Genomic DNA, 6160 nt, shown 5'->3' with positions numbered 1-6160 from the left:
ATAATCAAAATTATTCAAATTTGATAACCCATTTCCCTTTTCTTCTCTTATTCCATAACAAACTTCATCTTCTATTCCTATAAAATTGCGGTAATCTCCCCCTGAATCATACCTTTTATTCATTGAAGCAAGTCCACAAGGAGAGCCATGGTTAAACCAACTAATAAAACCATAATATCTCTGATTCATTGCATCAATGATATCCTTACCTGTTGGAAAAGTTGGATTTTCATCATAACTTCCCGGATATTCTTCTAAAATAGTGTAATCAAATAATATATCTTTCAAATTTTCAGCAATTATGTTGGCTTGTCTTCCACTTTGTAATTGATCTGCTTGTGTATAAAATGCTCTTTTTAGATAATTATAATCACCTTTTCCCGGATTTTGTTCATAAATAAACAGTTTATCAATATAATTATTGATTTCCTCTTCATTCTTACACATAAGCCGTCCAACATATAATTCTGGATAATAGTCTATCTCCCCAACAGCCTCTTCACCATAATTATCATTACCATTTTTATTCCAATTTCCATTCAAATCACTATAATACCAATCAGTAGGAATTTGATCAATTATACCATAATAATTTCCATAACCATATCTTATAGGTACTACTGATTTTCCTCCTCCCAACAACACATACTTAGTACCATTCTGATAAGCTAACCTCAAATATTGCCTTAATTTTCCTGCATCATCAGATAAATTAGATACTTCATCTTTCACAATGGATGGATTATTCAGAATCTCTTGCATCGTTACAATTCCAGCATTTAATCCCTTTTGTCGTTTCCAATCAACTAATCTCTTAAAATAAGGAGCTAAGCTCTCAGAGGTAATAACTACGTATTCATAAGTAGGTAAGCCTACTTCCACAGTAGTAGCTTGAACCTTTCGAGATAATTTATTTACATCCAACTTGTTTTCTAAAAAACTTAACTGGTTAAGTAAATCTCTATTTTCTAAAGCATTTACAGAATGAATAGGTAGTGATTTTGTTATTTTGTTTTTTACAGATTTATTTTCATAGTTGATAGTGAAATTGACAAAAGAATAAAAATGAAGCTTTTTCAAAAATATATCATAGCGAATAGGAGAAACTCTTACCGTTAATATACGCTTATCACCATCAAAATATCCTTCATCTACAATTCTTATAATATCTTTAGGATAAATTTCTGTCAATTGAGTTGCCGAAAAATTTCCTAAATTCAGTTGATATGAAGATGAATTTATTGATACTGGTATAGGTTGTTGAACAGGTAATAAAGGAGCTGATAAACTTATTATCTCACTTACACTATCATTAACAGTTATTGAAAAACCAGCAGGTTCATTGGGTACAATAAAATGCAAATATTTATATGGTATTGCAGGTTGTCCCACGTTATCACTAATTAGGCAATCTTCATATTCTAATTCAATATATACACTCCCACCCTCCAGTATTCTATCTTTGAGTTTTAGCTTATTAGAATCGAATGTTATAGAATGACTTATCTGAGCATATACATTTATATGAATGAGCCAGAAAAAAATAATTAGTACATAATATTTCATAATGATAATTATTCAGTTAATATCATTTTCTTTGTATCAATCTCTTTTCCATCCACGATTAACGTATACATATACATACCAGGAGTCAATTCATAACCATTGATAATAACAGAACCATTTCCTCTTTCCTCAATATTGATTTGTTTTATCTGTTTTCCTTGCAAATTATAGATATGAATACTGGCTCCAGAAGCCGTTTCGGGTATGAAAAAAGAAATAGTAGTCTGCTCTTTAAAGGGATTGGGTATATTGGAATAGAGTCTGGCCGTTAGTCTCTCATCCATTAATGAATTCATATTCGGTTGCTCATTCTCATCTCCACCGATAGCTGATCTGGTTTGAATAGTTTTGACTTGTTTTAATTCATCAATTTCGTTTTGCTGTTCTTTGATAGCTTCCACAAGTAAAGGAATAATTTCAGAATAAGCGATCGCTTTTTTTCCATTAGGCAAAGTATATACAGCTTCCGGAAAGACTTCTTCTAATTCTTGAGCTATAAAACCAGCTTTCTTTCTTTTCTTTTCAGCTTTTATCTTATTAATAATGTCAATTGAAACGCTTGATTGAGCCAATAAAGTATCTGAATTTGAAGGAACAACATTAAGAGTATTTATATCAGCACAATTATCAGATTGTTCCTTCATTTGATAAGTAACACCCCGCATTTTCCTAATAATAAGCAAACTATTATTTATTGAATTTATATTATCCTTAAAAGATACATCCGAAGCAGTTAATAAGCTACCTTTTGAATATACGCATCCATCTCCATTAACATAAAAAGTCATTTCTCCTGTAGAATTCTTTGTTATATCTCTAACAACAAATGCAACATCTGTATGTCTATTTGAATACACTTTTATAACATCTCCAAAATCCATTGGAAAATTTGCATAAGCCATTAATGCAGAGGTGTAATTTGAAGGATGTATATAAAGATTCAGTAGTGCATTGGTCGGATATTCATAACCAGTATTTAAATTAGCACCGATCGCAAAGCGACCATTCGATTGTATTGCCAATCCACGTTCTTTTACTCCAAAATTCAAAAAAGCATAATCACCTGAAGTATATAATTTAAAAGACGGTTTACCACTTGCACTATCATAAATAGCCAATCCATTGTTTACACCAGACTTTCCAATCTCTAAAAAACCATACTGAGGATTAGTAGTACCTATTCCAACTTTTCCATTTGAAAGAACTTTTAATTGTGCATAACTTATTGAACAGAAGAAAAAGAAAACAATCGTAATGAATAGTGTCTTTTTAGTTTCCATAATTTATATTTTTAAGGTTATTATTCCATAAAAATATACACATTAAAAATATCAAACAAATAAAATTGTCTTTATCTTATACTATACATTACTATTTTAATGATATGCAACACAATTTACATATATTTGCATTAAAATAGTATTACCAGACATAATAATCATTATTTGCAAAACCTTTAAAAAATAGACATGAACAATTGCAGAATTTTTCCTTGTAATCCCCTAAATATTTAAATTACAAATGAATTCTATCACCGACTACTTGTAAAATATCGTTTTTCTATAATAGGTTTCTCTATAAATCTCCACGATAATGCAGAAATTACTATAGTCAACATAAATGCAATAAAAAATGCTAAATAGATGTTATATTGAGGTATTTTATAATATATAATAACTTGTATGATAGGAAAATGATATAAATACATTCCATACGAGATATTATCATATTTTCTTAGAAAATTTAAATATTTTAAATTGTAAGCTAATCCTATGAGAATAGTAGCAAAAGATAATGGTTCGAGACATGAAAATATAAAATTTAGGTCTTGACCAAAATAGAGTATAATTGCTATTGGAAATAAATATTTTAAATACTTTATAAAGTAATTAAAATATAGAAGAATAAATGTTCCGGAATAAAAATAAACAAGTTGGCTACCAATCTGTTTCCTAATCAAAAGATATATGGAATTATTGGTTTGCTCATACAGCATAGTAAAACAATAATCATAAAAAATTGCAAACAAAAATATAGTTATCATTATAGATAACTTATTATATTTTTTAAGCAAGAAAAAAATAATAGGAACACTTACATAAAACATTACCTCAACCTTCATAGTCCATAATGATCCATTTACGGCAGGCATAGGATTAGATTCAAAAACACCAGGAAGAGTAGGTTGAATAAAATTTAAAAAACTAAAATTAGATATTAAATATTTATAAGTTTCTTTTGATGTCACATAATCTTGTTTGCTTAAACTAGTAATAAAAAAGCCAAGCAAAACACAAGAAATAACTACTAAAAAATAGGGAGGTAATATTCTTCGAATTCTCTTTTCAATATAATCTTTTAAATCTTCTCTTTTAATGTAACTATAAAATACCAAGAAACCACTTATTATAAAAAAGGCTTTTACTCTTATTGGGCCAGTTATAATCCAAAATTGATCAACATCTGCTAATGTACAAAAATGTACTATAATAAGTGATACCGCAAAAAAATATCTCATAAAATCAAAACAGTTTCCTTTTTTAAGTAACTCTCTTGATTTTTCATTTAATAAGTTATTCATTTGATCATTAATATTTTAGTAGCGATACCTTGCTTACCATCCTTATCAGCAGCTAAAACAAAATATATTCCCGAAGGTACCCTTTTCCCCTCAGTATTGCGTCCATTCCATGTAAAGATTCCTCCATTTGAAGTACCCGAATGAATTAATTTTCCTGCTGTATTGGTTATTTTCACATCACTATCTTTCACTAACCCTGTTACAGTAATCACACCCGTATAATCCGGTCGTACCGGATTAGGATAAGCATAAGGAGCATCCGAAAAATTATCTTCAGCCTCAGTTGCATCACTTTGATAAATATTTAATCCTTTACTCGTACCGATATACACCTCTCCAGACGTAGGATCTATCACAATAGATTGGATTATATTAGATAACAACGGGCTATTTTCTGCTGTAAAATGCTGTACAGTTTCCATTCCATCCTCACTCAATAAATAGACACCATTTCCTCTCGTTCCTATCCACTTTCGATTCGCTCCATCTATACAAATTGTAATTATAGCGTCATTAGCCAAAAGATAATCAGCCAAATTAGTCCCATCATTTCTCGGAACCTTTATTTGTGTCACATAAAAATCAGGATCAAAAACCTTAGAAGGATTATTTATAACCAACGGTCCTTTATCAGTTCCTACCCAAATCACCCCATTTTTATCTTCAGCCAAGCAATAACAATATCCTATTTTTACAGAAGTTCCATCTTGATTTACAAAAGATTTTAAAAAGATACTACGATCATCCGATACATTATCAATCGTTCTATTATAATCAAGACAATAAAATCCAGGAAAATCATTGCTACCATTATTCCACATGGAATTTACCCAAAGCCACCCACGTTGATCAAATATTATATATTCAAATGTTTCTATTGCCTTGATATCCGGATTATTAAAATAAACCCATTTACCATCAGGTTTCAATACCTTTATTGTATTACTGGTACCATTATTGACCATCCATAAATTATTATCATCATCATATATGAGCCCATTCGTACTCACATAATTTGGATTCATGCCATTACTAATTTTTTCTATTCCTTCTAATCCTCCCTCTCCTATACTATGCAATTTAAAAAATTTATAATCTTTATATTCATACAAACCTTGCCGGGCGGAAGATGCAAAATGATGCCGAGAATCTGTAGGATCTTGTATGGCTGAAGTCAAATTTTTGTATTCTCTACCTGTAATATCCTTAATTCCCTCTTCTTGAACATTTATCCATTCACCATCTCTAAAGATCATAAATGTTCCGGGATTTACAACACCCGAATAATTTAAACTTCCTCCTACCGCCAATAAAGTATTATCCTGAAAGTTCATATGATGAAACAAATTCCTTTTAGGACTATTAGGAATAATATAAGAAGATGTCGATAAAAATTGATTAGAACTTTCATTGTATTTCAACCCAACAAGTCCCTTTTCTGAACAACTGGCCCAATATATGCCATTATTAAAAGAAAGATGCTTCATTCCAAGTCCATGATCTATATAATGACATTTATCTATTCCATCAAATAATGCAAGAGAAGTATCATTTCCTGCCAATAGTTTATCACCATACACATACATAAAACTATAAGCTCCTTCTTTTAATAAAGAATAATTATAATTATCCTCGTCAACCTTATTAATACGATATATACCCTTTGAGGGAATACTTCCTACCAATTCATTAGCATAAATCGATAAATAAGAGAATTCAGCATCTGAAACTTTATTCCAATTATTGACATCCAATAAGTTCTCCGTTAATAACCCTGTATACAATCCCTCAGAAGAAGCAGCGTATATTTTGGCATCATCAACCGCACATGAATTAATTTTTTTATTTAATATATAGGCATTACTGATCTCCTTCTTATTTACATTCAATATAACGATGCCAAAAGAGGTAGAAAGATATGCATATTCATCTTTTAAATATATATGATTAATATCCTTATCCAAAGATATATTCTTATTCATATAATCAGGTAAATTATATACATCCTTATCG

4 protein-coding genes are annotated in these 6160 nt (G+C 29.9%); all 4 read right to left on the bottom strand.

Annotated features, from left to right (window positions below; all coding sequences use genetic code 11):
• Positions 1–1566: C25 family cysteine peptidase (locus tag QVP90_RS13715; RefSeq protein WP_288204543.1), on the bottom strand; the 1566-nt coding region annotated here is incomplete at its 3' end.
• A gap of 8 nt (positions 1567–1574) precedes the next feature.
• On the bottom strand, positions 1575–2846 hold the full coding sequence (locus QVP90_RS13710; RefSeq protein WP_021936757.1) for a tail fiber domain-containing protein: 1272 nt from the start codon (positions 2844–2846) through the stop codon (positions 1575–1577).
• A gap of 251 nt (positions 2847–3097) precedes the next feature.
• Positions 3098–4147, bottom strand: a complete 1050-nt coding sequence (locus QVP90_RS13705) for an acyltransferase family protein (protein WP_021936756.1) — start codon at positions 4145–4147, stop codon at positions 3098–3100.
• Positions 4144–6160 (bottom strand): type IX secretion system anionic LPS delivery protein PorZ (gene porZ, locus QVP90_RS13700; RefSeq protein ID WP_288204540.1); only part of this gene is annotated, 2017 nt, incomplete at its 5' end. The genes porZ and QVP90_RS13705, both read right to left, overlap by 4 nt.

This window comes from Bacteroides sp. CAG:189, assembly GCF_000432295.1.
Lineage (GTDB): Bacteria > Bacteroidota > Bacteroidia > Bacteroidales > Bacteroidaceae > Bacteroides > Bacteroides salyersiae.
The sequence above is the reverse complement of the archived record's forward strand: the minus strand, read 5'-3'. Positions and strand labels throughout refer to the sequence as shown.

Coding starts and splice junctions, on each gene's coding strand:
- QVP90_RS13710 (WP_021936757.1), bottom strand. CDS start 2,846: ATGGAAACTAAAAAGACACTATTCATTACGATTGTTTTCTTTTTCTTC.
- QVP90_RS13705 (WP_021936756.1), bottom strand. CDS start 4,147: ATGAATAACTTATTAAATGAAAAATCAAGAGAGTTACTTAAAAAAGGA.